Annotated in this window: 27 protein-coding genes and 2 tRNA genes; 7 read left to right on the top strand and 22 right to left on the bottom strand. The window is 50.8% G+C overall.

Annotation, left to right across the window (positions count from 1 at the left end):
- Positions 1–37: 37 nt before the first annotated feature.
- From HYT77_05995 to ndhC, 9 genes are all read right to left on the bottom strand, one after another.
- Positions 38–520 (bottom strand): hypothetical protein, encoded by a 483-nt coding sequence (locus HYT77_05995; protein MBI2067541.1) that lies wholly within the window; start codon positions 518–520, stop codon positions 38–40.
- 6 nt (positions 521–526) lie between these two features.
- Positions 527–832 carry an NADH-quinone oxidoreductase subunit NuoK gene (gene nuoK / locus HYT77_05990; protein ID MBI2067540.1) on the bottom strand — a complete coding sequence of 102 codons (306 nt, stop codon included), beginning with the start codon at positions 830–832 and terminating at the stop codon, positions 527–529.
- Between the two features lie 88 nt (positions 833–920).
- Positions 921–1,430, bottom strand: a complete 510-nt coding sequence (locus HYT77_05985; GenBank protein ID MBI2067539.1) for an NADH-quinone oxidoreductase subunit J — start codon at positions 1,428–1,430, stop codon at positions 921–923.
- Positions 1,414–1,905 (bottom strand): NADH-quinone oxidoreductase subunit I, encoded by a 492-nt coding sequence (locus HYT77_05980; protein ID MBI2067538.1) that lies wholly within the window; start codon positions 1,903–1,905, stop codon positions 1,414–1,416. The genes HYT77_05985 and HYT77_05980 overlap by 17 nt, the downstream gene beginning before the upstream one ends.
- Positions 1,906–1,986: 81 nt before the next feature.
- Positions 1,987–3,195 carry an NADH-quinone oxidoreductase subunit NuoH gene (gene nuoH, locus HYT77_05975; protein ID MBI2067537.1) on the bottom strand — a complete coding sequence of 403 codons (1,209 nt, stop codon included), beginning with the start codon at positions 3,193–3,195 and terminating at the stop codon, positions 1,987–1,989.
- 63 nt (positions 3,196–3,258) lie between these two features.
- Positions 3,259–4,380, bottom strand: a complete 1,122-nt coding sequence (locus tag HYT77_05970; protein ID MBI2067536.1) for an NADH-quinone oxidoreductase subunit D — start codon at positions 4,378–4,380, stop codon at positions 3,259–3,261.
- On the bottom strand, positions 4,377–4,847 hold the full coding sequence (locus HYT77_05965; GenBank protein ID MBI2067535.1) for an NADH-quinone oxidoreductase subunit C: 471 nt from the start codon (positions 4,845–4,847) through the stop codon (positions 4,377–4,379). Before HYT77_05965 ends, HYT77_05970 begins: the two co-directional genes overlap by 4 nt.
- A 63-nt stretch (positions 4,848–4,910) precedes the next feature.
- Complete coding sequence (locus tag HYT77_05960) at positions 4,911–5,414, bottom strand: NADH-quinone oxidoreductase subunit B (protein ID MBI2067534.1); 504 nt, start codon at positions 5,412–5,414, stop codon at positions 4,911–4,913.
- Between the two features lie 20 nt (positions 5,415–5,434).
- Complete coding sequence (ndhC, locus tag HYT77_05955; GenBank protein MBI2067533.1) at positions 5,435–5,872, bottom strand: NADH-quinone oxidoreductase subunit A; 438 nt, start codon at positions 5,870–5,872, stop codon at positions 5,435–5,437.
- A gap of 133 nt (positions 5,873–6,005) precedes the next feature.
- Here ndhC and HYT77_05950 point away from each other — a divergent pair, with 133 nt between their 5' ends.
- Genes HYT77_05950 through HYT77_05935 form a run of 4 tightly spaced genes read left to right on the top strand, consistent with a single transcriptional unit; the run spans position 6,006 to position 9,512 of the window.
- The gene (locus HYT77_05950) at positions 6,006–6,845 is read left to right on the top strand and encodes an MBL fold metallo-hydrolase (protein ID MBI2067532.1); all 840 of its coding nucleotides are present in this window, start codon (positions 6,006–6,008) and stop codon (positions 6,843–6,845) included.
- Positions 6,842–8,923 (top strand): adenylate/guanylate cyclase domain-containing protein, encoded by a 2,082-nt coding sequence (locus HYT77_05945; GenBank protein MBI2067531.1) that lies wholly within the window; start codon positions 6,842–6,844, stop codon positions 8,921–8,923. Before HYT77_05950 ends, HYT77_05945 begins: the two co-directional genes overlap by 4 nt.
- 45 nt (positions 8,924–8,968) lie before the next feature.
- Positions 8,969–9,175, top strand: coding sequence for a hypothetical protein (locus HYT77_05940; protein ID MBI2067530.1), 207 nt, complete (start codon positions 8,969–8,971; stop codon positions 9,173–9,175).
- Positions 9,168–9,512 carry a hypothetical protein gene (locus HYT77_05935; GenBank protein MBI2067529.1) on the top strand — a complete coding sequence of 115 codons (345 nt, stop codon included), beginning with the start codon at positions 9,168–9,170 and terminating at the stop codon, positions 9,510–9,512. Before HYT77_05940 ends, HYT77_05935 begins: the two co-directional genes overlap by 8 nt.
- A gap of 30 nt (positions 9,513–9,542) precedes the next feature.
- On the opposite strand, the gene HYT77_05930 is transcribed toward HYT77_05935, so the two are convergent.
- A complete protein-coding gene (locus tag HYT77_05930) occupies positions 9,543–9,935 on the bottom strand; it encodes a nucleotidyl transferase AbiEii/AbiGii toxin family protein (GenBank protein ID MBI2067528.1) in 393 nt (130 codons plus the stop codon).
- Positions 9,936–10,125: 190 nt separating this feature from the next.
- On the opposite strand from HYT77_05930, the gene HYT77_05925 reads away from it, so the two are divergent.
- A complete protein-coding gene (locus tag HYT77_05925; protein ID MBI2067527.1) occupies positions 10,126–10,632 on the top strand; it encodes a hypothetical protein in 507 nt (168 codons plus the stop codon).
- A gap of 3 nt (positions 10,633–10,635) precedes the next feature.
- Here the strand turns inward: HYT77_05925 and HYT77_05920 are convergent, their stop codons facing one another.
- The 10 genes from HYT77_05920 to HYT77_05875 form a co-directional block, all read right to left on the bottom strand.
- Positions 10,636–10,920 (bottom strand): helix-turn-helix transcriptional regulator, encoded by a 285-nt coding sequence (locus HYT77_05920; protein MBI2067526.1) that lies wholly within the window; start codon positions 10,918–10,920, stop codon positions 10,636–10,638.
- Between the two features lie 14 nt (positions 10,921–10,934).
- Positions 10,935–11,246 (bottom strand): type II toxin-antitoxin system RelE/ParE family toxin, encoded by a 312-nt coding sequence (locus tag HYT77_05915; protein MBI2067525.1) that lies wholly within the window; start codon positions 11,244–11,246, stop codon positions 10,935–10,937.
- Between the two features lie 478 nt (positions 11,247–11,724).
- Positions 11,725–11,795 (bottom strand) — tRNA-Gln (locus HYT77_05910).
- A 25-nt stretch (positions 11,796–11,820) separates the two neighbouring features.
- A tRNA-Arg gene (locus HYT77_05905) sits at positions 11,821–11,894 on the bottom strand.
- Positions 11,895–11,901: 7 nt separating this feature from the next.
- A complete protein-coding gene (locus HYT77_05900; GenBank protein ID MBI2067524.1) occupies positions 11,902–12,237 on the bottom strand; it encodes an ATP synthase F0 subunit C in 336 nt (111 codons plus the stop codon).
- A gap of 102 nt (positions 12,238–12,339) precedes the next feature.
- A complete protein-coding gene (atpB, locus tag HYT77_05895) occupies positions 12,340–13,047 on the bottom strand; it encodes a F0F1 ATP synthase subunit A (GenBank protein MBI2067523.1) in 708 nt (235 codons plus the stop codon).
- A 58-nt stretch (positions 13,048–13,105) separates the two neighbouring features.
- Positions 13,106–13,363 carry a hypothetical protein gene (locus tag HYT77_05890; protein ID MBI2067522.1) on the bottom strand — a complete coding sequence of 86 codons (258 nt, stop codon included), beginning with the start codon at positions 13,361–13,363 and terminating at the stop codon, positions 13,106–13,108.
- The gene (locus tag HYT77_05885; GenBank protein MBI2067521.1) at positions 13,360–13,662 is read right to left on the bottom strand and encodes an AtpZ/AtpI family protein; all 303 of its coding nucleotides are present in this window, start codon (positions 13,660–13,662) and stop codon (positions 13,360–13,362) included. The genes HYT77_05890 and HYT77_05885 overlap by 4 nt, the downstream gene beginning before the upstream one ends.
- Positions 13,640–14,926, bottom strand: coding sequence for a glutamate-1-semialdehyde 2,1-aminomutase (hemL, locus tag HYT77_05880; GenBank protein ID MBI2067520.1), 1,287 nt, complete (start codon positions 14,924–14,926; stop codon positions 13,640–13,642). Before hemL ends, HYT77_05885 begins: the two co-directional genes overlap by 23 nt.
- A 42-nt stretch (positions 14,927–14,968) precedes the next feature.
- Entirely contained in the window at positions 14,969–15,424 is a 456-nt protein-coding gene (locus HYT77_05875; GenBank protein ID MBI2067519.1) for a hypothetical protein, read from the bottom strand.
- Positions 15,425–15,540: 116 nt separating this feature from the next.
- Between HYT77_05875 and hpnH the strand changes: the two genes are divergently transcribed.
- Positions 15,541–16,620: an adenosyl-hopene transferase HpnH gene (hpnH, locus tag HYT77_05870; protein ID MBI2067518.1), complete on the top strand. Its 1,080-nt coding sequence runs from the start codon at positions 15,541–15,543 to the stop codon at positions 16,618–16,620.
- Positions 16,620–17,303 (top strand): hypothetical protein, encoded by a 684-nt coding sequence (locus HYT77_05865; GenBank protein ID MBI2067517.1) that lies wholly within the window; start codon positions 16,620–16,622, stop codon positions 17,301–17,303. Before hpnH ends, HYT77_05865 begins: the two co-directional genes overlap by 1 nt.
- Here HYT77_05865 and metH read toward each other — a convergent pair.
- Together metH and HYT77_05855 are read right to left on the bottom strand one after the other, a co-directional pair.
- Positions 17,290–20,832, bottom strand: a complete 3,543-nt coding sequence (gene metH, locus HYT77_05860; GenBank protein ID MBI2067516.1) for a methionine synthase — start codon at positions 20,830–20,832, stop codon at positions 17,290–17,292. The genes HYT77_05865 and metH overlap by 14 nt on opposite strands.
- The gene (locus tag HYT77_05855) at positions 20,832–21,578 is read right to left on the bottom strand and encodes an RNA methyltransferase (protein ID MBI2067515.1); all 747 of its coding nucleotides are present in this window, start codon (positions 21,576–21,578) and stop codon (positions 20,832–20,834) included. The genes metH and HYT77_05855 overlap by 1 nt, the downstream gene beginning before the upstream one ends.
- Positions 21,579–21,778: the final 200 nt, after the last annotated feature.

The raw sequence follows: 21,778 nt of genomic DNA, 5'->3' as shown, positions 1-21,778 counted from the left end.
AGATCCCCCAGGTCAAGGAGATTGCTTTTTCCAATAATTAACGAGGTTCTCTGAGAATCGCCTGACCCAGTGCCAAGGCATTTACATTGATCATGATAAAACCGCGTCCGGCCTTCATATCTTCACGACCGCTGTAGGCCAACACCCCTCCTTCAAGATTCACCTTGTCCCTATGAAAACCGATGCGGCCAAAAGGGGTCAAACCAACGGCAGTTTGCCCCTCTCCAATCAGATTATCAACCTTGAGACCAAGGTCGAGGCTCATCGTCCCCAGGTATTTTGCCTTGCCCAAATAGATCCTTCCGGAGAGGTCCCCTCCCAATCCCCAAATACCACCCCCGATTCCACCTGTGCCAAGTCGGAGACGATCCGCATGGATATTCACCGGAATCGCCAACCGATCTTCCAGCAAAGTAAACGAAACCCCCGCCCCCATGGAGGGACGATGGGCGACATCCCCATCGCGCCTAAAACCGAGCCCTGTAGAGGTATAGAGTTGGACAGAATCAATGGCACTCATTGAAGGCTAACCTTTCAGTGTTGTCGCCTCTTCCGCATCAATCGTATGGAACTGGCGATAGATCGAAACGACAATGGCGAGCGCAACGGCCGCCTCGGCCGCAGCAAGAACGATGATAAAGAGCGAAAAGATATTCCCGGCGACATCGTTGCCGTTGAAATGGGAGAAGGCAACCATATTGAGGGAGGCGGCGTTCAAAATCAGCTCTACCCCCATGAGGATTCCAACCGCATTTTTTCGCGTGATGACATTGTAGAGACCTAAGCAGAAGAGAATCGATGTGACTATCAGGTAAGATTGTAATGTAACCATCAATTTTCTCCACCCTCTCTCGTAACGACACTATCGAATCCAACTCCTCTCTCCCGTCGAAGGGAGAGAGCTATTGGGGTGAGGGGACTCATTTCACCGCCCTCTTCACAATCACCACGGCCCCTACCAACGCCCCCAACAACGCAATCGAAACGACCTCAAACGGCAATAGATACTTGGTGAGCAACGCCTCGCCGATCGGCTTGACCATCGATTGATAACTTTCCTGACTCATCAGAACCCACTCCCCTTTCTTTAGAAGCGAAAGCAGCATCACGAGAAAGAGTCCAACCAGAGGGACCGCCACCTTGTAATTGGCGGAGACATTGGTGAGCCTGATGACGCCAACCTTTTCTGTCAGCATGATCGCAAACAGGACAAGGACGAGGATACCGCCGACGTAGATCAGAACCTGGGTTACCGCCACAAAATCGGAGGAGAGCAGAACAAAGAGACCCGCCGCTCCTGCAAAGGTCCCCAATAAAGAGAAGCCGGAGTAAACGATATTTCGTGAAAAAGTGACGACACAGGCAGAGACAAGCGTAAAAGAAGCGAGCCCCAGAAAGAGAAGGCTCTTTATTTCAGGCAGCGGTGGCATCTTCCTTCTCCTTCGTCGGGGCCTTGTACGGGACAATCCTCTGCCCCTCAGGCACAAATTTAAAAACAAGATCCGACAAATTTTCGGTTGCTCTTTCAAACTGACGCGTGAAATGAATCGCCCCTGTAGGACAAGGCTCCGTACAAAGACCGCAATACATGCACTTGCCCAGATCGATATCAAACTGTGTGAGCAATCTCTCTTTTGATCCGGCCTCCTTCTCCGTCACAATCTTGATACAGTCGATCGGACAATCCGTCATGCAGGCCAGACAGGCCGTACAGATCTCCATATCGACCTTGAGGAAGCCCCTCGACCTCTCCGGCAGTGTTTCAACCAGCGGACGAGGAATTTTGTCCGGATATTGAATCGTCACGGGTCTCCGAAAAAGATGCGAGAAGGTAATCGCCATCCCCTCAAAGATGGTGGAGGTGGAATCGGTAATATTTTTAAAGTAGCCGATCATTGCTTCCATCTATTTCCTCATAACTCCCCCAAAACTTACATCACTGTTACCACTCCCCCCTCTTACATTAAGAGGGGGGTCGGGGGGGCGCTATACAAACGGATTAAGGTGGATCTCCACCCTTGCCGCCTTTAACTGATACCAAACCCTATAAAAGAAATAACCAAATGTCACCGCAGCCCCACCGACAAGGAGATAGCGAACAACCGGCAGACCGGTCGGGAACAACAACATCCAGAGGCCCGTCCCCAACACGCAGGCAAACCCGAGAGGGACAAGATACTTCCAGCAAAGAATCATCAGCTGGTCTACGCGAACACGGGGCAGCGTCCACCGGACCCAGATCACCACAAAAATCAGGACCGCCGCCTTGAGGAAGAAGGTTACGAATTCCAACAGATCGGGGAGGAGTGCATGAATCGCCGTTGCCCACTCCCTCACCGCCGGTGGAATTTGCCATCCACCAAGAAAGAGCGTCGTGCTGACAGCGGCAATGAGATAGATGTTGGCCCACTCTTCAAAATAGAAGAAAACAAAACGCATACCGCTGTATTCAGTCGAATAACCGGAGATGAGTTCGCTCTCGGCCTCCGGCATGTCAAACGGGGCCCGGTTCCCCTCGGCCAAGGCCGCAATAAAAAGGAGAAAGAAGGTTACGAGTGTAAAAGGATTGTCAAAGAGAAACCATTGCCATGGATAGGCCCCTTGGGCCGCAATAATTCCCTGCATGGAAAGACTGCCTGAGAGAAAGACAATCACAAGGATCGCCAACCCGGCAGGAATCTCATAGGCAACAATCTGGGCCGCAGAACGCATCCCTCCAAGCAATGAATACTTGTTGTTGGAACCCCAACCGCTCATGAGGATGCCAACGGTCACAAGCGAGGTGACTGCAACGAGGTAAAAAATCCCGACATTGAGATCAGCAATAACCAACTTGCTTGAGAACGGAACCACAACAAACGCAATAAACATCCCGACAAAGACCAGATACGGTCCTAAACGAAACAGAATCGGATCGGCGGCGGTCGGCACAATATCCTCTTTCAAGATCGATTTGATCCCATCCGCGAGCCATTGGAGAAACCCCTGCGGGCCAACACGGTTGGGACCGACTCGATCCATCATGCGCGCGGCAATGCGGCGCTCCACCCAGGAGACAATTCCGGCGAACGGGGCGACAAAGAGCATTAGAACAAGAAGGGCAAAGGCCAATTGAATCCCGACATAGAGATACTCATCCGGAATAAATCCGGGATGGGGGATAATTTGAATCAATTTATCAGCCAGTTGTTGCATAAAAACATATCCCCACCCCCTCTCCCTCCCCTTAATCTTAAGGGGAGGGATGGGAAGGGGATACTACCTATCAATCTCCGGTGCGACAATATCGAGACTTGCAATAAACGCAATTAAATCAGCCACCATCATCCCACGACTGACCTTCTCCACAATGCTCATCGCATTAAAGGAGCCCGCTCTGAATTTGAGGCGATACGGCTTGTCCCCCCCGTCGCTCACAAGATAACAACCCAAATCACCCCGCGTACTCTCCGTCCTGACGTAAATCTCCCCGGCCGGCGGACGAATCTTTTTGGGCACCTTCACCTGCGGCTCCCCCTCGGACGGAATCTTTTCAAAACATTGCCGCAGGATCTTGACCGATTCACCCATCTCCCGAATGCGAACCATGTAGCGGTCAAAACAATCCCCCAACGTTCCCGCCTCACCGGTACCAACCGGGACATCAAATTCAAACTCCGGATAAACAGAATACGGCAAATCCTTTCGAAGATCCCATTTCAGGCCAGAGCCCCTCAAATTGGGGCCGACCAGGTTGTAGGCGATCGCATCTTCCTTGGAGATAACACCAATCCCACCCAATCGGTTTTTCAGAATTTTGTTATCGGTGAGGAGACGGTTGAACTCGTCCACCATCGGTGCAAACTGGTCAAGAAAGGCCAATACCTTTTCAGCCCATCCGGACGGCATGTCATAGATCACCCCACCGACCCGTGCATAGTTATAGGTCAAGCGCTGCCCGCAAAGTTCTTCAATAAGATCATTGACCTTCTCCCTTTCACGCAGACCGTGGATAAACGGCGTATAGGCCCCAACATCCATACCGAGCGCCCCAACCGCCAGGAGATGGGAAATGATACGATTTAACTCCATCGAGATAACACGAAGATATTCTGCCCGACGACTCGTCTCGATACCCGAAAGTTTTTCAACCGCCAGGGCATAGGTATAGTTGCAGTTCATCGCAGCGAGATAATCAACCCGGTCGGTCCAGGGCATAAAACCATGATAGGTTGCCTTTTCAGCGATCTTTTCAATGGAGCGGTGCAAATAACCAACATCCGGAATGGCCGTGCTCATCACCTCACCATCTGTCTTGACCACAAATCGAATCACTCCATGGGTGGAGGGGTGCTGCGGGCCCATGTTTAACAGCATTTCCTGTGTATGAAGTTCACTCATAAAATAAGGGGTGGCCTCGTTGTGCTGATCCCATGGTAATCTTCCTGTTCCTTATAGTCTTTTCTTAATGGATGCCCTACCCAGTCGTCCGGCAGCATAATTCTTCGAAGGTCGGTGTGAGAGTCAAAACGGATTCCGAAAAGATCAAAGACCTCCCTTTCCAACCAGTTGGCACAAGACCAGAGCCCCTCCACCGTCGGAAGATGGGCATCCTCCTGACGTGGCAGATAGACCTTGAGCGTAACCCGATGTCGATGCTGATAGGAAAATAGATGATAAACGACCTCGAAGCGGCCCTCCTTGAGCCGATCAACCGCGGTCAAGCTGGAGAGACAATCAAATGAAAACAATTTCTCGTTTTTCAAACTCTGCATGAGATCGAGAAGCCTGTTAACCGGTATGACGATGAAAGGGTCTCCTGTCTGAACGCCCGTGACCGGCAGTTTCGCACCAGCCGTGAGCTCCATTTTCTCATCGGGGTACTTTGGGGCGAGCCTTTGATAAATCTCTTCGGTGTTCATGATAAAATCCTATGCGGCGGATGAGATCCTTTTGTCCCGTAACAGAAACTTCTCACGCATCATCTTCTCCTGAATCTTTAAGAGTCCCTCTGCCAGCGCCTCGGGGCGTGGAGGACAACCGGGAATATAGACATCAACCGGAATAATCTTGTCGACCCCTTTGACCACAGAATAAGCCGGCTGAAAGAGGCCACCACAGTTGGCACAACTCCCCATGGAGATTACATACTTCGGTTCTGGCATCTGGTCGTAGAGAATCTTGGTCCGAAGCGCCATTTTGTAGGTAAGCGTTCCGGCGACGATCATGAGGTCGGACTGTCGCGGAGATCCGCGTGGAACCGCCCCAAAACGATCGAGATCCGTGCGAGGTCCTCCCGTCTGCATCATTTCAATCGCACAACAGGCAAGGCCAAAGAGCATGTACCAAAGAGACGACTTTCGGCCCCAATTAAGAAGATTATCAACCTGCGCGGTGACGACATTCTCCGGAATCTTGTTTTTTAAAGTAAACATAACCTTACACCCACCTCACCCTAAGGCACGCGACTCGCCTTGGGAACAATCTCCATCCCTTGCGATCGATCTTCAGTGACAACCTGTTTCATCCACTCAAAGTCCCCCTTCCGCCAGACATACACCAACCCGAGAAGGAGGATCAAAATGAAGAGGGCAATCTCAACAAAGGCAACCAACCCACGTCCCTGCTGTACCCACTCCCTGAAGATGGTTCCGACCGGAAACATAAACGCAATCTCAACATCAAAGACAATAAAAACCAGCGCAATAATATAAAAACGGATGTTGAAATTGATCCTCCCCCCCTCGGTCGGGATCTCTCCACATTCGTACGTCGCAAGCTTCTCCCTGAAAGGAACACGGGGGCTTAAAAAACGACTGAGAAGCAACGAAACAAAGACAAATCCCAAGCCAATAGCGAAAAAAGCCAATATATTTGCAAAGTTAAACAGCATACAGCACCTCTCCTTGGGTAAGTGGCTATATTAATTATCGAAGCCGCCTGTCAATCCCAAGATTGCTTTGGAGAGGCCTTAAAGAAGATTCTTTGTCAAAGAAACATAATTCTAGTAGAATGGCCCCTCAAGTATGAGGGGGAGAAACACGTCCGTTACGTTTTGGGGAACGCGCGGATCAATCCCGTCACCAGGACCCGCCACCGTTCTCTATGGGGGAAATACCTCCTGCGTTGAGGTTCGTCATGGGGAAGATTCTCTCATCTTAGACGGCGGGTCGGGCATCCGTTTGCTGGGGCTGACCTATTCTGATAACCATTTTGGACGCTTAAGCGAAATTCCGGTTCTTGTCAGTCACAATCACATGGATCATATTATCGGACTCCCCTTTTTTGGGCCTATCCTCCAGATCAACCGGAAGATCCGAATCTATGGACCACCCGGACTGCGACACTCCCTCAAGAATCTTTTCCCCTTTCATATCCTGCCCGCCCAAAAGAGGGTCATTGAGATTGAGGAGAAAAAACTCAGAATTGGCCCCTACCAGATTGAGAGCCGCTGGCTTAACCATCCGGGCCTTGCCTTGGGATACCGCATTGTCACACCGGATCATAAAATAATCATTTATGTCAGCGATCATGAATCTCCCTCGCGCTCCTGTCACAATCGTTGTGGAATCAGCGACAAAGAGCTTTCACGTTGGGCCCACAACGCCGACCTCCTGATCATGGATGCCCAGTACTTCGAAAAGGAATATCGGGTAAAGCAAGGTTGGGGACACAGCCCATCCTCCTATACCGTCCATACCGCCCTGAAGGCCGACGTGAAACAGCTGGCCCTGTATCATCATGACCCCCTCCATTCAGATCACCTTCTCAAGAAAAAGGAGAGGGAGGCTATCCAGTTGATCCGAAGATCCAAACAAAAGCTCACCTGTTTCGCCGCTTCGGAAGGTACCACCTTAACCTTATGAAAAAAGGATTGCTTCTCGCCGCTGGACTGACCCTGATCAGCCTCCTCCTTTCCTACCTCCGTCCGACCTTCTTCGAGGTTCTTGAAGGAAAATTGTACGATATCCATTTTGAACTGCGAAAGGCGATCCAAAGTTCGGGAAAAGTTGTACTCGTCACGATCGATGAAAAGAGCATCCAGAAGATTGGACGCTGGCCCTGGCCAAGGGCGATCTTTGGTGAGGCGTTCAAAAAAATAGCCCAAAAAGGTGCGAGAGTCATTGCGGCCGATCTCTTTTTTGCCTCACCCTCTCAGGGGCTTCAGGGAAGAGAGAACGATGAAGCACTCGCACGAGTCTTCCATCAATATCCGAATATCCACTTGGGTTTTTATCTCTTTCTCGAGAAAGAAAAGCTTGAAGAGAGTGCGCTTCACGAAGAGAAGCTGGAGGAAAACTTCAGGAATACGGAAAATTCTGCCATATCGCTGCTCAAAAGACCCTCCAAACTGCGCTTGGCAAGCGGTGTTCTTGATACTCTTCCGATGTTTTCAAATCTACCGGGCGGGCACCGCCAAGGCTTTTTCAACCTTGTAGGTGACTCTGACGGAACGCTGCGTAAGACACCGATGGTCATCTCCTATCGGGAACGTATTTTCCCATCCCTTCCACTTCAGGTGGCACTCGCTGCAGGCAAATCAAACCAGGAACCTCTCTCGGATCAGTTTTTCTTGGATGAGCAGGGGGATTTCTTGACTCACTTCAGGGGACCTCTCGCCGTTTTCCCAAGGGAGAGTTTTTCGGATGTTATTGCAGGAACGGAATCAACCGATTTTCAAGGAAAAATCGTCTTGATCGGTGCCACAGCCGATGGACTCGAAGATGCCAGACCAACACCGATCGATCAAGCAATGCCCTCGGTGGTTGTAGCGGCTAATATTATTGATAACCTGCTGATGCGGGATCTCCTGCGAAGAGACTCGTGGACCACCCTCTTGTCCCGCCTTATAATCCTCCTGGTTGGTCTTATTCTTGGATTTGGCGGTATCCGCCTCAGGGCAATGCCGGGATTTGCCCTCTTCCTCGCCGTCACGCTGGCCCAAGCCATTCTGCTCCATTACTTTTTCTTAAAACAGCTGTGGGTTCTCCAGAATATCTACCCTTTCTTTACGGGGTTTCTCGTTTACGGAGGAACCACACTCTATCGTTATTTGACTGAGGAAAAAGAAAAGAAATTTATCAGTGAAACATTCCAGCACTATCTTTCTCCTGACGTTATCCAGGAACTCACAAAAAATCCCGACAAGATCCGCCTGGGTGGCGAGAAAAAGGAAGTAACTATCTTTTTTAGCGACATCCGTGACTTCACCAGCATTGTCGAGGCTACCCCACCGGAGGTACTATCAAAATTCCTCAACAACTACCTCACTCCGGTCACGGATATCATCCTGGATCAGAAAGGTCTCCTGGACAAGTATATCGGTGATGCCGTGATGGCTGTTTTTGGGGTGCCGCTGCCGGAACCGAGGCATCCCGAACTCGCCTGCCGATCGGCCGTTGATATTTGCCGCTTTGTCAAAAAATACTCCGAGACATGGCAGAAGGAATTCCATATCCCGCCTCTCCAAATCGGTATTGGGCTCAACACCTGCCTCGGAACGGTAGGCAACATGGGATCCGAGAGACGTTTTGACTACACCGTCATCGGAGACGGCGTGAATCTCGCCTCACGCCTGGAAGGTCTGAATAAATACTACGGGACCACTATTCTTGTTTCACAGGCAACCTACGAGAAAACCAAAGACTCCTTTCCATTCCGTGAGGTTGACGACGTTCAGGTAAAGGGCAAGAAGGAGGTTGTAAAAATTTATGAGATTCTTGTTGATCCAAATCATGCCCAGGAAGAACTTCTGCCCCATTTTGCCGAAGGACTGGAGAGATATCGCGAAGGAGAGTTCGCTCCTGCGAAGCACTTGTTCGAAAAATGCCTTGTCTTGAACCCGAAGGATGGTCCCTCCAAAATTTTCCTGGAGCGGTGCCAAGCCTATATCAAGACCCCCCCCGAGGACTGGGAGGGATTCACTACTTTTCTAAAAAAGTAGTGAGGATTGACAGAAAAAATGACATCCACTACGGAAGACAGACCAATGGGAGAAGCCGTTTTAGAAGTAACCCCTCGTATTTTGAAAAAAGCCCTGGGGCATCGGGTGGAGGTGATCGCCTTTGGCATTGCCTACCAGGGAAGGCTCCAGAAAATCGATAACAGCTCCGGTACAATCCGGATCACCGACAGAAAAAATGCCGCGATTATTGAAATTGAAAGAATTGCCTCCTTCAGGACTCTGCGTGACTAAAAGATCTATCCTCTTCCTCTTCAGCCTTCTCCTGGCAGCCGTCACGCCTCTCCAGGCCCAATCGATCCCTGTCACATCAACCGGCCTCCAGGTCGTTCTGATCAAAATAAAATCCTACCCCGAATACTCGGAAATTCGCGATCTGCTCAATCAAACACCCGGTGTCTATCGTGTCTCGCCACGCTCCCTGACACCCGAACTTCTGACGCTGGGAGTTGATACTTCAGAGGATCCCCAAAACCTGACCTCTTCCCTCCAGAAGGCCCTTCAGGGGCGATATCGCGTCACCCAAAAACCGCTTCCCTCGGGGGTGACAGAGATTAATGTTGAAAAGTGAAGTTCCGAGGTTAACGACCTGGCCGCACAATTAAATCTTTTTCAATATCTTCTTGAGGCGTTCAATGTCCGCCTTGTCCTGTAGTCGTCCCGTCTGCTTCGTCTTTACAAGAGTTTTTAGATCAACATAGGGGATCCGAACACCATCAACGCGGGTTTCCAATGCCCCCCCTTTTGCCTCCTGATATTTGACACGGCTCGCAACTGTCAACAGATCAACCCTCGGAGTGTCCCCTATAATGGTAATAGGTTTGTGGGTCACCTCCTCAGCATCCATCTCTGCAGCAATACCAAACACTAACCCTTCCTTGAGGGCCTCCAAAATAGTTTGGGTATTCGTGACATCCTGAGGGATCAGAAGATCAATATCTTTTGTTGCCCTAATGAAACCATGAAGACTTAAGGCAAAGCCACCGATGATCAAATATTTTGCGCCTCTTTTATTCAATAAACGACAAACCCGAATCAAATCCGTTTCCTTAGAAAAGGCGTGGATTTTTTTGTTTTTCTTTCCAGATTTCATAATTTTTAAACGACCCAAAACTTTTAGCAAAAGGGCTCGCCGGAGGATGCCTGTTAAGAAAAGCGGCTTGACGACTGAGATCCTGAGTCAATTGGAGACGCTCTTTGTACGAAAGATCAGTTCCATCAGCAGGATCTTTATCCGGAAACCAGGCTCGATAAGAAACACCTTTTTTCAGGATTCTCTTGAGCTCTGGATAAAATGGATATTTCTGATTCAAACGGAACAATTTGGACCTTCCTCTATAGAGAGCAATCAGAACACCACCCCGTTCAAAACGAGAGAGCTGCTTTTGAACCATGTTGAGAGGAATGTTGCAATGGCGCGATATCTGATTAGCATACCCCTCGCCGTTCTCTTCCAAATAGAGGAGAATAGACACCGCCGCCTTATTCCCAAAAAGAACCTCAAGCATGGAGAAAAGATATCAAAGGAGGATAGAAATATCAACCTATTAAATAGGTTTTACAGAATTCAGCTTGACGGACCCCTTTTTATCCGCCCCCACCGGAAAACCCTGCCATCTGGATTCAGTTACGAACAAACCCTCACAGAAGGTTTGAAATTAGCCGAGATCGTTGAGAAGATGGCCGCATGAGGCTCACCTCAGGCTGATCTCGACCCGCCGTCCGACGACCGACGCGAACTTAATCAGGGTGTCCAGCCCGATATTGGCCTCGGGATCGCTGATGATCCTCTCCACCTGTGACTTGCTGGTCCCCATGAGGAACGCCACCTTCCTAACGGACAGATGGGAACGAGTCATGGCACCCCGCAACCGTTCAGCCAGTCTTAGTCGTTCCTTCTCCTTTTTGAAGTGAACCGCAAACTTCGGACTCTTGAGGTCCTTCTCCAAATCTCTGTGAAAGTTGCCGCTGGTTCTCATAGTTCAAACCTCCTTTATTCGTTCAAGCGATTATAAGCCGTCTCAATCTCCCTCTGAGGCGTCTTGTTCGATTTTTTCCGAAAGGCATGGAGCAAGACTACCTTGCCTTCATGGTAACAATAGAAAACACGATGAGCACCCGGCCTCAGTTCAAAAAGGCCCGGATAACCTCCCATCTTCCGGGCATGAGGCTCGTTTAAAACCACCCTTTCCGAGAGATGGTCAATCAACGCCTTCACCTTTGCCCTCTCCTTGTCAGAAAGGGCTTCAATATAATCCCTCACCGGCTGATCGCCACGAGCCGTCTCATAATAAATGACGGGGATGCTCACTGGGAAATAGCGTACCCTTATATAGGGACAAAGTCAAATCTCCATTTTGGACGATTCAAAAGAAGGGGGATGTTTACGAAAATGGATTTTTTCTAAATTCAAACTCATTGGTTGAGGAGCTTGCCAACCCTCTTTAATTTATTAGCGCTTGAAAAATCTGCCCACAGGCATCCTGAAATTCTGTTCCGATGTGATCCATGCTGACTAATCACCCGTCCCCACGGTGGTGTAACGATCTCTGTGTAAAAGTTGATGAAAGACCGAACTGCAAGCCCAAAAAACTATAACAGCAAGCATCCCTGTTGGGGTGCGTGCTGTTATGCTGAGGGGCATGGATTCTCCCTCCGTCCTTCGACTCTGCTCAGGACTACGGGATTTCCTTCGGTCAGAACCAAGAGCCTTGCGGCTCTGGGTTCTCATCCCCGCAACCCGTAGAAACGACACGGCCCCCAAAAGGGGGCCGATCGTTTTTCTGAGGGGCATGGATTCGAACCATGATTCCCTGGGTCAGAGCCAGGTGTCCTGCCGTTGGACGACCCCTCAATTAAAGAGTCACCACTTTAATTTACGCGCCCGACAGGATTCGAACCTGTGACCTTCGGTTTCGTAGACCGACGTTCTAATCCACTGAACTACGGGCGCAGCGGGACTATATCTTCCCTTGAAGCAGGAAGGCGATAACCAGCGCGTAGATGACCAACGACTCGATAAGAGCGAGTGCGATGATCATCGGGGTTTGCACCTTACCGGCAGCACCCGGATTGCGGGCAATCCCTTCCAGCGCGGCAACGGCCGCACGGCTCTGTCCCAAAGCGCCACCAAAGGCAGCGAGGGCAATTGCGAAACCGGCACCAATAGCCAGCATCGGCTTGAGCCAAGGGCTGTCGACACCACCCGAGGAGGCAACCGCCTCAACGCCATGCTCCTCTGCAAAAGTGACCGCAGAAACCAAAAGGGAAGAGACAAGTCCTCCCAGTCGAATCATCCATTTTTCCATTTGTATTCACCTCCTCCCCTTTTGAAGTCCCTGCAGTCTCATCAGATGGCTAGACAGTCTGCTTTAAATGGCAGACAAAATCACCTTTACCTAGTGTCCTTCTTCATGTTCGTGGACCGTCGCCAATGCGATGTAGATCGTCGACAGCAACGAAAAGACGAACGCCTGGATAAAAGCAACAAAGAGACCCAAGGCCAGAAAAATAATCGGGACTAAAATCGGCGTTAAATCGGAAAAAATCCCCAAAACCAGATGGTCCCCGGTAATGTTGCCGAAGAGCCGGAGTGCTAGAGAAACGGGACGGACCAGATGACCGATCATCTCAATCACGAACATAAGGGGTCCCAACCAGAGGATAGGCCCCATGAAATGCTTTAAATAGGCCTTCAATCCGTGGGCACGAATCCCCATGATGTTGTAGTAGACAAAAACAGTCAGTGAACAGGCAAGGTTGGTGTTGATGTTATCGGTCGGCGGCAGAAAACCGGGGATGAGCGAGACCAGATTACAGAGAAAGATGTAAATAAAAAGGGCCCCGATGAGCGGAAAATATTTGGGGGCATCGGCTCCCATCACACCCTTCATCAGCCCCAAGATGTTCTCCACAGCGACTTCAAAAATATTGGCAATCGTCGTCTTGTCCTCAGGAACAAGACAGGCTTTTGTATACTTAAGCCTCCGATGGGCCAAAAAGGAAAGGAGGAGAATAAAAAAGACCACGAGGGCGGAGGTAAAGACATGGATATTGCTGTGATCAATCTTATCGGAAATCAGGCCGAGCCACGTAAAGTCATGCATAGATTAAGCCGGCAAACTTCTGCCAGTGGCAGAAGGCAAACGGCGCGATAGTATAAAGTCACTTGTGGGTCAACGACATCCCTAGATAACCTATCAAGGGTATTGTGAACCCTCCCAAAAACGCGAGCGGCGTAACATGCCCCCTCCAGAGAATCAAGGCAATAATCCCAAAGAAAACAAGGAACTTCGCCACGATCAGAAGAACCAGTTTTTTCTTTTGAAGCGACCCACTCAAGTATTTGATAATTTGCGAGAGGAGATAGAGATTAATTCCGGAGAGGATACCTCCTAAAAGAAGGCTTGAGAAGAATTTCATGGAGATTGCTTCCTCCTTTCATTCCAGCGGGTCATCCGGATCAGATTGTAAAAACCTCCTGTGGAACCGATGAGTAACCCAACGAGCGTCAGCCATGGGGTCATCCCCCACCGCTTGTCGAGCCAGCCTCCGAGGAGCAGGCCACCAACAACAGTCGCTGCGAGCTGGAAGCCAATCGCCCCATAGATGCCCCAGGCGATCAAAAAACTGTCCCCCTTTTTACCCGGCTCTTTCACCCTATTTTCTCCATAACTCCACGTCTTTTTCTCCCCTCTCTTAATGTAAGACAGCCAATACATTTTTTGCCGCCCCTATCGTCCTCTCCACATCTCTCTCTGAATGCTCGACCGACAGAAACGCGGCTTCGAACTGTGCCGGCGGCCAATAAATACCCTCTCTCAACATCCCCTGAAAAAAATTGGCAAACCGCTTCGTATCACAGGAACGTGCCGAATCGGCATCGATGATTTCCTTGTCGGCAAAGAAAAGTGTAAACATCGACCCCGCCCTTCCGAGCTTCACAGAAACAGCTGACGTTCGTGCCGCTTCCTCGATTCCTTGGGTCAATTTTTGTGTTCGCTTGTTCAGTTCGGGATAAGGATTCTTTTTTTTCAAAATCTGGAGTGTGACAAGGCCCGCAACCATCGCCACCGGATTTCCCGAAAGTGTGCCGGCCTGATAAACCGGCCCCTCGGGCGCTATAACCGACATAATCTCTTTTTTACCCCCGTAGGCACCAACCGGAAAGCCACCTCCAATAATTTTTCCAAGGCAGGTGAGGTCCGGTTGAATACCGTAAAGCTCCTGAACCCCGCCATAGGCGACACGAAAACCGGTCATCACCTCGTCAAAAATGAGTAGTGCCTTCTGCCGATGACAGAGATCCCGCAAGCGAGACAGAAAATTCCCGCGCGGGAGGATGACGCCCATATTACCGACAATCGGTTCAATCAAAACGGCAGCGATCTGACCGGGAATTTTTTGAAAAAGAGCCTCCACACTCGCAAGATCGTTATAGCGAGCTATGAGCGTATGAGAGACAAACTCCTCCGGTACACCGGCGGAATCCGGCTGGCCCAAGGTCGCCGCCCCCGACCCCGCCTTCACGAGGAGATGGTCGGCATGGCCGTGATAACACCCATCAAATTTAATGATCTTTTTACGGCCGGTATAACCGCGAGCCGCCCGGACCGCCCCCATCACCGCCTCGGTCCCCGAACTGACAAAACGAACCTTTTCAATAGAAGGAAAGGCACGACAGACCTCTTCGGCCAGTTGGACCTCCAGTTCGGTTGGGGCCCCATAACTGGAGCCTTTCTCCAGCTGTCTTTTAACCGCCTTAACAACGGAGGTGTCGGCATGCCCCAGGATTATCGGTCCCCAGGAGCCGATGTAGTCAATATACCTGTTGCCATCGACATCCCAAAGATAAGCCCCCTTTGCCTTTTGAATAAAAAGCGGCGAACCCCCTACCGCCTTGAACGCCCGAACGGGGGAATTGACGCCACCGGGGATCAACAACTTGGCTTTTTCGAAAAGAGATTCTGATGCCGCGGTTTTCACGGACCGGCAGTGAAGCACATCGAATGACAGTTGTCTATGAGATCAGGCCGCCTTCTCTGCAGATGAAGTTGTTGAAAGCGCCTCTTTAAATGTAACACCAAAAAATATTGCGAGGGAGGCCAGTACAACCGGAGTTATATATCTAAAATTTGGAAGGGCACCCGGAACAGGCGGTCTTGCAACCTGAGGGTAACGCATAGGACTTGTGTCCCCCAACCTAAAGGCCTGAGAGGCAACCCTTCGTACATACTCCATCACAGAAGAGCCTGGGCCTTGATAAGTGAACAGATAGGCCACGACACCGCCCGATCGTGGTTGTGTTGGTCTTCTGGGTAGTTTTGGCCCTGCAATCGCATTGAGTGCAAGAAGCAGGTCATTTCCGCTCGTATCACCTACACTGCTCACAAGAAGCATTCTTTCTTGTCCACCAGAGACACCCACGAGATGTTCGATCGCTGCAGCAGCATCCCCACCTATCCGAGAAGTAACTCCACTCATTTTGACCTCCCATGTTAAATTGCATTTGTTTACATTTTGCTCAAGTTGCCACCTTGCTCGTCCGACTTGTAGAAGTGGTTGCTAAAAAAACAGGGGACTGATATCGGGCGGCTTCAATGCCGATCCCCGTTTCACAGGCGCTCAAGGTCGCCAGTTATGTTTTGACCCAAAAGTATCTCTATCGAAGGAAACGTTACCCCCTCGTCCTGATGCTGGAACCTCTTTTTCGATGCAATCTGGAGTGCGCCGGTTGCGGCAAGATACAATTCCCCGACGAGATCTTGAAAAAAAGCTTAAGCCCTGAACAATGTTTCAAGGCGGTCGATGAGTGTGGCGCCCCCGTTGTGAGTATCCCCGGTGGAGAACCGCTTATCCATCCCCAGATTGGAGAGATTGTTGAGGGACTCATCAAGAGGAAGAAGTACGTCTACCTCTGTACAAATGCGATTCTGCTCGAACGAAAATTTGATCTCTTCAAGCCGTCCAAATATCTCACGTTCAGCATCCATATGGATGGACTCAAAGAGGAACACGACCATGCCGTCTGTCGTGAAGGCATCTTTGAGGTGGCCGTACGGGCCATTAAAGAGGCCAAGCGTCGCGGTTTTCGCGTAACAACCAACTCCACTCTTTTTGAAGGGACCGATCCCAAACGTATCCGGGCAATGTTTGATTATCTGACGGAGTTGGGGGTGGAGGGGATGATGATCTCTCCCGGCTACTCCTATGAAAAGGCACCGGATCAGGAACATTTTCTGAAGAGAGAAAGGACCTACCAGCTCTTCTCCCAAATTTTGAACAGACCCAGGAAAGGCTGGCAGTTCAACCAATCTCCCCTTTTCCTTAGATTTCTGCAGGGGAAGGAGAAGTATCAGTGCACGCCGTGGGGGAACCCAACCTACAACGTCTTTGGCTGGCAAAAACCGTGTTATTTAATCAGTGACGGCGGCACTGCGCAAACATTTAAAGAGTTGATGGAGGAAACCGAGTGGGAGAGGTACGGGACCGGTCACTATGAAAAATGCGCCGATTGCATGGTCCACTGTGGTTATGAAGCAAGCGCCGTCGATGACACCTTCGGTTCCTGGGAGGGGTTCCTCAAAACGGTAAAAATCACACTCTCTGGCGACAAGGAAGAGTCACTTTATCTGGGAAAAGAAATTCCACAGCAGGAGAAATTGAAGAAGATTGCCTAATGCTCGCCCTCATCTTTGCCCTCAAGCAAGAGCAAAACGCGATTCTAAAAGAGTCTGTTATCCAGTCCTCTGTTCGTTCCAACCAGACTGAAATCAAAAAAGTCCTCTTTCATGGGAAACCCCTCCTTCTCTGCAAAACCGGAATCGGAATGGGAAACGCCCATGAGGGGACGAAACAACTCCTGGGACTTTTTCAGCCAAGTCTTCTTTTCTCTGTTGGCTACGCGGGGGGGGTACAACAGGGGTTACAGAGCGGTGATTTGATCCTGCCAACGGAGATCAGAAGCGAGGCCGGAGACCGGTTCCCGCTCGATCAGGTCGGTGTGAAGGAGATATCCCAAATTATTGAAAAAGAGAAAATCACCTCCCATCGCGGCCCCTTACTGACGGTTTTTGACCCTCTCACGACAAAGGAGCAGAAAAAACGGGCCGGTGAGAGCGGCGCGATCGCCGTCGATATGGAGACCGCGGCAATCGCCTCAATCTGTCACAAGGTGAATGTCCCGTTTGCCTCGTTGAGGATTGTTTTTGACCCAGTGGAGATGGAGCTGCCGATTGATGCAAAGGGGAAGTTGACCTGGAAAGTCATTTTAAAAATTCCGCAAATGGCGAAGGCCCACTGGAAGTGTCAAAAAAATTTGGCGTCGGTTCTTAAGGAATTTATTGCCCTTAAAGGACGCTAAAATACTGACAATCCGGGTGGTGAAAGACAATGGCTGAGACCGACGCCTCCGGGTCCATCATGTACCCTTCCGTCAGATGAATGCCGATCTCATCCGGTTTGAGAAGTTTCCAAAGCCCCGCCTGGTCCTCCAGATCCGGACAGGCGGGATATCCAAAGCTATACCGTTTTCCGCGATATTTGCAGACAAATCGATCCTGCATCGTCATTTCGGCCGGATCAGGGAAGCCCCAATCTTCACGAATTCGCCGGTGGAGCCACTCGGCACACCCTTCCGCCGTTTCGATCGCCAGCGCCTGAACGGCATGGGACTTGAGGTATTCTCCTCGCTGCTTGAACTGCTCCGCCTTTTCACGAACCCCCTCACCCGCGCCCACAACAAAAAGGGCCATCTGATCTCGCAATCCGCCCACCCGCTGCAACACATAATCCGCCAGGCAAATCCCATTCTCTTTTCGCTGACGTTTGAATCGAAACGTATGCAGTGGCCGTTTTCCGCCAGGGCCGAAGAGATGAATCAAATTACCGGCCGACTCCACCTCAAAAAACTGCCAGACCGCCCGGATCTTCATGAATCTCTTCGCCTCTTCCTTCGCCTCTTCAACCCTGTCAAACAGCTCCAGCGCCTTTGGATCCCGCTCGACAAGGGCCTTCTCAAAATTCTTCTTAAATCCCAAATGGCGCACGTAGAGCATTTGTGGATTGATGTAGCTCCAGATCTCCGGCAGTTGAGGGACGTCCCGAATTTTTCGCTCGAGATAAGGGACTGGAGGAATCGAATGATCAACGGAAACCTTTTGGCTTCTTTCCGACGATTCTGAGGGCAGGGGTGCTACGGGGTGCGCCCCATCGGTAGATACAAACCGGGCATCGCCTTTGCAAATCTCTTCTTCAACCTTGACCCTCTCTTTCGGATCCATGAGCCGATTCGCCAGATCGAGCCCGGTCATCGCATCGCGGGCATAAAGCACAAGCTGTGTGTAACTCGGTGCAATCTTGGTTCGGGTAAATTTGTCGGACAGGGCAGCCCCACCGACCAAAAGAGGGATCTGAATACCCGCCGTCTTCAAGTCCTCCGCCGTTACAACCATCTGCTGTGCCGATTTTACAAGGAGACCGGAGAGTCCGATCATATCCGGCCGGTACTGATGGTAGGCACGGATCAGCTCTTCGGGAGGAACCTTGATGCCTAAGTTAATCACCTCATAACCGTTGTTCTTGAGGATGATCTCCACCAGATTTTTCCCGATGTCATGAACATCCCCCTTCACGGTAGCCAGCAGGATCTTGCCACGCGTCGTCACATCAGCCTTCTCCATAAACTGCTCAAGATGAGAAACGGCTGCCTTCATCGCCTCGGCCGACTGAAGTACCTCCGCAACAATCAGCTCATTCTTATTGAAGAGGCGCCCGACCTCCTCCATCCCCTTCATAAGGGGTCCATTCACAACTCCGAGTGGCTTGGCTCCCTCCTTGAGTTTGAGGTTTAAGTCATCAATGAGACCATCTTTTGAACCCTCAATAATGTAGCGCGCAAGCCGCTCATCAAGCGGGAGTTCACCCTTTGGCTTTTTGATCTCCTTTTTTTTAGAACGATAAAAGTCGGTAACTAATTCGATGTTGGCTTTGTTAATGGCGATTTTTCGTTCACGGTTCTGGGCTCGCCAATCCCTCACCCCCGACCCCTCTCCCGCCAAGGGGAGAGGGGGGGGCCAATTAAACAACAAACGCTCCGCCAGTCCCCTCTCGTCGGCCCCAATCGACGCATACCTCTCCAACTTCTCCGCATTCACAATCGCGAGATCAAGACCCGCCTGGGTCGCATGGTAGAGAAAAACGGCATTGATCACCTCCCGCGCTGCCGGAGGGAGGCCAAAAGAGACATTTGAGACACCCAGAATCGTTTTGCAATTTGGAAATTTCTGTTTGATCAGCCGAACCCCCTCGATCGTCTCCACCGCTCCGCCAATATAATTTTCATCTCCCGTAGCGCACGGAAAGACGAGCGGGTCAAAGATGATATCCTCTTCCCGAACCCCGTATTTTTCGGTGAGTAATTGACGGGAGCGTTCGGCAACAGCCAGTTTTCGCTCACGCGTAAACGCCTGCGATTGAACCGGATCTTCATCGATGCATCCAACGACAACCGCCGCCCCATACTTTTTGATAATGGGGCAGATCTTTTTGAACTTCTCCTCCCCGTCCTCGAGGTTAATCGAATTGATGATCGACTTCCCCTGACAATAAGTCAGTGCTTTCTCCACCGAGGCCGGATCGGTCGTATCAACCATGATCGGGCTTTTGATCTTCCGGATCAGTTTGGCATAAAAAGGATCAATATCCGGGAGTTCATCCCGCTCGGTACTTTGCAAACAGACATCAATGATCTGCGCCCCGTTTTTGACCTGTCGCCGGGCGATGTCGGTCGCCTCCTCCCATTTTTCACCGTAGACAAGCTCCTTGAAGGCGCGAGAACCTATCAGATTGGTCCGTTCACCAACAAGCAGAGGGCGATTATCGGAAGTTGCCTCGACCATCTCAATGCCGGAATAAAAACTGCGCCCCTTGAGTCGTCTTGGAAAATAGCGTGGTTTTTTCCCTTCCACCATCTGGGCGATCGCCTCGATATGTTTCTCCGTCGTTCCGCAACAACCGCCAACGATATTGAGCCACCCTTTGTCAATAAACCGCTCAATTTGTGCCGCCAGCGATGTGGGGGTTTCGAGATATTTCCCCTCTTCATTCGGAAGACCGGCATTCGGGTAGCAGGAGACTGCCGTTTCCGAGAGTTCGTGAATCGTCCGGATGTGGTCCGTCATGAACTCAGGACCGGTTGCGCAATTCAAACCGATCGCAAGGAGATCCAGATGTTGCAGGGAAACGACCAACGCCTCGGCTGCCTGCCCGGCCAGCATTGTCCCCATCGGTTCAACCGTTCCGGAAACGATGAGTGGTCGCGTCATCCCTAGTTTGTCAAACGCCTGACGGATTCCGATCGTCGCCGCCTTGATATTACGGGTATCCTGGCAGGTCTCAATCAGGAAAAGGTCGACTCCCCCCTCCAGCAAGCCGACCGCCTGCTGGAAAAAATGTTGAACGAGTTCGGAAAAGGTTACGCCGCCGGTGACAGAGATCGCCTTCGTCGTCGGTCCAACGGACCCTGCGACAAATCGCGGTTTCTTGGGGGTTGAAAATTCCTTTGCCGCCTGGCGGGCAATCTCCGCCGCCTTCTTGTTGATTTCAAATGTCTGATCCTGGAGGCGATACTCGGCCAGGACCAACGGAGTTCCGCCAAAGGTGTTCGTTTCAACAATATCCGAACCGGCCTGAAAATATTTTCTATGGATCTCGAGGACGACATCCGGTCGTGTCAGTACGAGATTCTCATTGCACCCCTCGAGAGCTGACCCACCAAAATCGGCGGCTGTAAGATTCTTTTGTTGCAGCATCGTCCCCATGGCACCATCCAAAACAAGGAGACGCTCCTGCATCACGGCCTCAATCTCTTTTGTTCGGTCAGACAGCACCATTAGGCCACCTCCGCCTTATCTTTTTGTCTTGCTCGCCATAGAACCTGATGACAGATCCCCCGAATCATCCTCACCTCGCGCACCGTCAGTGCGGTCCGCGCAAAAATCCGACGAAGCTTTCTCATGACGGCCGACGGATTCTGATGGGGAAAAAATCCGATCTCTTGTAACATTGTCTCAAAATGATCGTACATCTGCTCAATAAAGTTGACCGAAGCGAGGATCTCCGGTCGTTTGCCGAAAAACTCCGGGACCTCCGCTTTGGACTTGCCTGGAGAGCGCTGAATTTCGTAGGCGACCAGCATCACCGCCTGCGCCAGATTGAGAGACCTGAATCTTGGCCTTGTCGGGATCATCATCGTCCGATGACAACGCATTAATTCATCATTGGAAAGACCTTTGTCTTCGGGCCCGAAGAGAATCCCGATTTTTTTCCCCGTCGGCAGGAATTCACCTATGTCAGGGAGCAAAAAAGGGACTCCCCGCTTCCGACCGACACGACAGGTTGTCCCGATCAAAAATTGGCGGTCCTTCGCAGCCTCTTCGATAGAAGAATAGATCCTCACCTTTTTCAGAAGATCGGCTGCACCCACCGCCATCCATTTGGCCTCATCGTGCTTGAGTGACGCTTCCGGTTGAACCAATCGGAGTGTTGTAAAACCAACATTTTTTAATGCCCTGGCTACCGAGCCCAGATTGCCATGGTACTTGGGTCGAACAAGAATAAAAGCGATATCCGACTTCACTGCTCACCTCTTTCAGGGGACTGTTGAAAAATGCCATCTGCTACGGGCTTCGACTGAGCTCAGCCGAAGTCTTGCCCGCTCACTCGCAATCCTCACGTACCACCAAGTACGCCCCGGTTGCTTATTCGCGGGCGCCTTGCATTCCTTCGACTTCGCTCAGGACGGTGAGCTTGTCGAACCGCTGGACATTTTTGAACAGT

This window comes from Deltaproteobacteria bacterium (assembly GCA_016180855.1).
Classification (GTDB): Bacteria; UBA10199; UBA10199; order JACPAL01; family JACPAL01; genus JACPAL01.
This window is presented reverse-complemented; position numbering and strand designations above follow the sequence as displayed.

Coding starts and splice junctions, on each gene's coding strand:
- HYT77_05995 (MBI2067541.1), bottom strand. CDS start 520: ATGAGTGCCATTGATTCTGTCCAACTCTATACCTCTACAGGGCTCGGT.
- nuoK (MBI2067540.1), bottom strand. CDS start 832: ATGGTTACATTACAATCTTACCTGATAGTCACATCGATTCTCTTCTGC.
- HYT77_05985 (MBI2067539.1), bottom strand. CDS start 1,430: ATGCCACCGCTGCCTGAAATAAAGAGCCTTCTCTTTCTGGGGCTCGCT.
- HYT77_05980 (MBI2067538.1), bottom strand. CDS start 1,905: ATGGAAGCAATGATCGGCTACTTTAAAAATATTACCGATTCCACCTCC.
- nuoH (MBI2067537.1), bottom strand. CDS start 3,195: ATGCAACAACTGGCTGATAAATTGATTCAAATTATCCCCCATCCCGGA.
- HYT77_05970 (MBI2067536.1), bottom strand. CDS start 4,380: ATGAGTGAACTTCATACACAGGAAATGCTGTTAAACATGGGCCCGCAG.
- HYT77_05965 (MBI2067535.1), bottom strand. CDS start 4,847: ATGGAGCTCACGGCTGGTGCGAAACTGCCGGTCACGGGCGTTCAGACA.
- HYT77_05960 (MBI2067534.1), bottom strand. CDS start 5,414: ATGTTTACTTTAAAAAACAAGATTCCGGAGAATGTCGTCACCGCGCAG.
- ndhC (MBI2067533.1), bottom strand. CDS start 5,872: ATGCTGTTTAACTTTGCAAATATATTGGCTTTTTTCGCTATTGGCTTG.
- HYT77_05950 (MBI2067532.1), top strand. CDS start 6,006: ATGAGGGGGAGAAACACGTCCGTTACGTTTTGGGGAACGCGCGGATCA.
- HYT77_05945 (MBI2067531.1), top strand. CDS start 6,842: ATGAAAAAAGGATTGCTTCTCGCCGCTGGACTGACCCTGATCAGCCTC.
- HYT77_05940 (MBI2067530.1), top strand. CDS start 8,969: ATGGGAGAAGCCGTTTTAGAAGTAACCCCTCGTATTTTGAAAAAAGCC.
- HYT77_05920 (MBI2067526.1), bottom strand. CDS start 10,920: ATGAGAACCAGCGGCAACTTTCACAGAGATTTGGAGAAGGACCTCAAG.
- HYT77_05900 (MBI2067524.1), bottom strand. CDS start 12,237: ATGATTCGACTGGGAGGACTTGTCTCTTCCCTTTTGGTTTCTGCGGTC.
- atpB (MBI2067523.1), bottom strand. CDS start 13,047: ATGCATGACTTTACGTGGCTCGGCCTGATTTCCGATAAGATTGATCAC.
- HYT77_05890 (MBI2067522.1), bottom strand. CDS start 13,363: ATGAAATTCTTCTCAAGCCTTCTTTTAGGAGGTATCCTCTCCGGAATT.
- HYT77_05885 (MBI2067521.1), bottom strand. CDS start 13,662: ATGTATTGGCTGTCTTACATTAAGAGAGGGGAGAAAAAGACGTGGAGT.
- HYT77_05875 (MBI2067519.1), bottom strand. CDS start 15,424: ATGAGTGGAGTTACTTCTCGGATAGGTGGGGATGCTGCTGCAGCGATC.
- hpnH (MBI2067518.1), top strand. CDS start 15,541: ATGCCGATCCCCGTTTCACAGGCGCTCAAGGTCGCCAGTTATGTTTTG.
- HYT77_05865 (MBI2067517.1), top strand. CDS start 16,620: ATGCTCGCCCTCATCTTTGCCCTCAAGCAAGAGCAAAACGCGATTCTA.
- metH (MBI2067516.1), bottom strand. CDS start 20,832: ATGGTGCTGTCTGACCGAACAAAAGAGATTGAGGCCGTGATGCAGGAG.